The following is a 2,941-nucleotide window of genomic DNA, read 5'->3' on the forward strand; positions in this document are numbered from 1 at the left end:
CATTTGGGTTGTATGGTTAAGTGACTAAGCGTATACGGTGGATGCCTTGGCAGTCAGAGGCGATGAAGGACGTAGTAACTTGCGAAAAGCGTTGGCGAGCTAGTAACAAGCATTTGAGCTAACGATGTCCGAATGGGGAAACCCACTTACATAAGTAAGTATCCTGCAGTGAATACATAGCTGTAGGAGGCGAACCCGGGGAACTGAAACATCTAAGTACCCGGAGGAAAAGAAATCAACCGAGATTCCCTAAGTAGCGGCGAGCGAACGGGGATTAGCCCTTAAGTCTAGGGGGTGTTAGTGGAATGGTCTGGAAAGTCCAACGGTACAGGGTGATAGTCCCGTACATGAAAACTAACCTTAGATGAAAACGAGTAAGGCGGCACACGTGATATGTTGTCTGAACATGGGGGGACCATCCTCCAAGGCTAAATACTCCTGACTGACCGATAGTGAACCAGTACCGTGAGGGAAAGGCGAAAAGAACCCCTGTGAGGGGAGTGAAATAGAACCTGAAACCGTATACGTACAAGCAGTGGGAGCGGTTCTTGAGACCGTGACTGCGTACCTTTTGTATAATGGGTCAGCGACTTACATTTAGTAGCGAGGTTAAGCGAATAGCGGAGCCGTAGGGAAACCGAGTGTTAACTGCGCGTTTAGTTGCTAGGTGTAGACCCGAAACCCGGTGATCTAGCCATGGGCAGGTTGAAGGTTGAGTAACATCAACTGGAGGACCGAACCGACTAATGTTGAAAAATTAGCGGATGACTTGTGGCTGGGGGTGAAAGGCCAATCAAACCGGGAGATATCTGGTTCTCCTCGAAAGCTATTTAGGTAGCGCCTCGCACGAATACCATTGGGGGTAGAGCACTGTTAAGGCTAGGGGGTCATCCCGACTTACCAACCCTTTGCAAACTCCGAATACCAATGAGTACTATGCGGGAGACAGACAGCGGGTGCTAACGTCCGTTGTCAAAAGGGAAACAACCCAGACCGTCAGCTAAGGTCCCAAAGTTATTGCTAAGTGGGAAACGATGTGGGAAGGCTTAGACAGCTAGGATGTTGGCTTAGAAGCAGCCATCATTTAAAGAAAGCGTAATAGCTCACTAGTCGAGTCGGCCTGCGCGGAAGATGTAACGGGGCTAAGCAATACACCGAAGCTACGGGTGCAATTCATTAGAGTTGCGCGGTAGAGGAGCGTTCTGTAAGCCGTTGAAGGTGAAGGGGTAACCCACGCTGGAGGTATCAGAAGTGCGAATGCTGACATGAGTAACGATAAAGGGGGTGAAAAACCCCCTCGCCGGAAGACCAAGGGTTCCTGTCCAACGTTAATCGGGGCAGGGTGAGTCGACCCCTAAGGCGAGGCCGAAAGGCGTAGTCGATGGGAAACGGGTTAATATTCCCGTACTTTTGCTAACTGCGATGGAGAGACGGAGAAGGCTAGGCTAGCGCGGCGTTGGTAGTCCGCGTTTAAGGTAGTAGGCGGTATTCTTAGGCAAATCCGGGAATACATACGCTGAGAGCTGATGACGAGGTCCTACGGGACTGAAGTAGTTGATGCCATGCTTCCAGGAAAATCTTCTAAGCTTCAGGTTAGCAGGAATCGTACCCCAAACCGACACAGGTGGTCGGGTAGAGAATACCAAGGCGCTTGAGAGAACTCGGCTGAAGGAACTAGGCAAAATGGTACCGTAACTTCGGGAGAAGGTACGCTCCTGTTGGTGATGAGACTTGCTCTCTAAGCTGACGGGAGTCGCAGATACCAGGTGGCTGCAACTGTTTATCAAAAACACAGCACTGTGCAAACTCGCAAGAGGAAGTATACGGTGTGACGCCTGCCCGGTGCCGGAAGGTTAATTGATTGGGTTATCTTCGGAGAAGCTCATGATCGAAGCCCCGGTAAACGGCGGCCGTAACTATAACGGTCCTAAGGTAGCGAAATTCCTTGTCGGGTAAGTTCCGACCTGCACGAATGGCGTAATGATGGCCACGCTGTCTCCAGCCGAGACTCAGTGAAGTTGAAATTGCGGTGAAGATGCCGTATACCCGCGGCTAGACGGAAAGACCCCGTGAACCTTTACTATAGCTTGGCACTGAACATTGAACCTACATGTGTAGGATAGGTGGGAGACTTTGAAGCAGCGACGCTAGTTGTTGTGGAGTCGTCCTTGAAATACCACCCTTGTAGTTTTGATGTTCTAACCTAGGTCCCTTATCGGGATTAGGGACAGTGCCTGGTGGGTAGTTTGACTGGGGCGGTCTCCTCCCAAAGAGTAACGGAGGAGCACGAAGGTTGGCTAAGTACGGTCGGACATCGTACGGTTAGTGCAATGGCATAAGCCAGCTTAACTGCGAGACAGACACGTCGAGCAGGTACGAAAGTAGGTCATAGTGATCCGGTGGTTCTGAATGGAAGGGCCATCGCTCAACGGATAAAAGGTACTCCGGGGATAACAGGCTGATACCGCCCAAGAGTTCATATCGACGGCGGTGTTTGGCACCTCGATGTCGGCTCATCACATCCTGGGGCTGAAGTCGGTCCCAAGGGTATGGCTGTTCGCCATTTAAAGTGGTACGCGAGCTGGGTTCAGAACGTCGTGAGACAGTTCGGTCCCTATCTGCCGTGGGCGTTGGATGATTGAGGGGAGCTGCTCCTAGTACGAGAGGACCGGAGTGGACGAACCGCTGGTGTTCGGGTTGTCATGCCAATGGCATTGCCCGGTAGCTACGTTCGGAATCGATAACCGCTGAAAGCATCTAAGCGGGAAGCGAGCCCCAAGATGAGTCATCCCTAGGACTTTAAGTCCTCTGAAGGGCCGTCCGAGACTAGGACGTTGATAGGCAAGGTGTGTAAGCGTTGTGAGGCGTTGAGCTAACTTGTACTAATGACCCGAGAGGCTTAACCATACAACCCAGATGGGTTTTGCTGGCTATGCCTAAA

General features: G+C 51.4%; 1 rRNA gene. It reads left to right on the forward strand.

Features of this window, described 5'->3' with window-relative positions:
• The first annotated feature begins 14 nt into the window (after positions 1-14).
• A 23S ribosomal RNA gene (locus KU855_RS18570) occupies positions 15-2,907 on the forward strand.
• Positions 2,908-2,941 lie beyond the last annotated feature (34 nt).

This window comes from Shewanella sp. NIFS-20-20 (assembly GCF_019209865.1).
Lineage (GTDB): Bacteria > Pseudomonadota > Gammaproteobacteria > Enterobacterales > Shewanellaceae > Shewanella.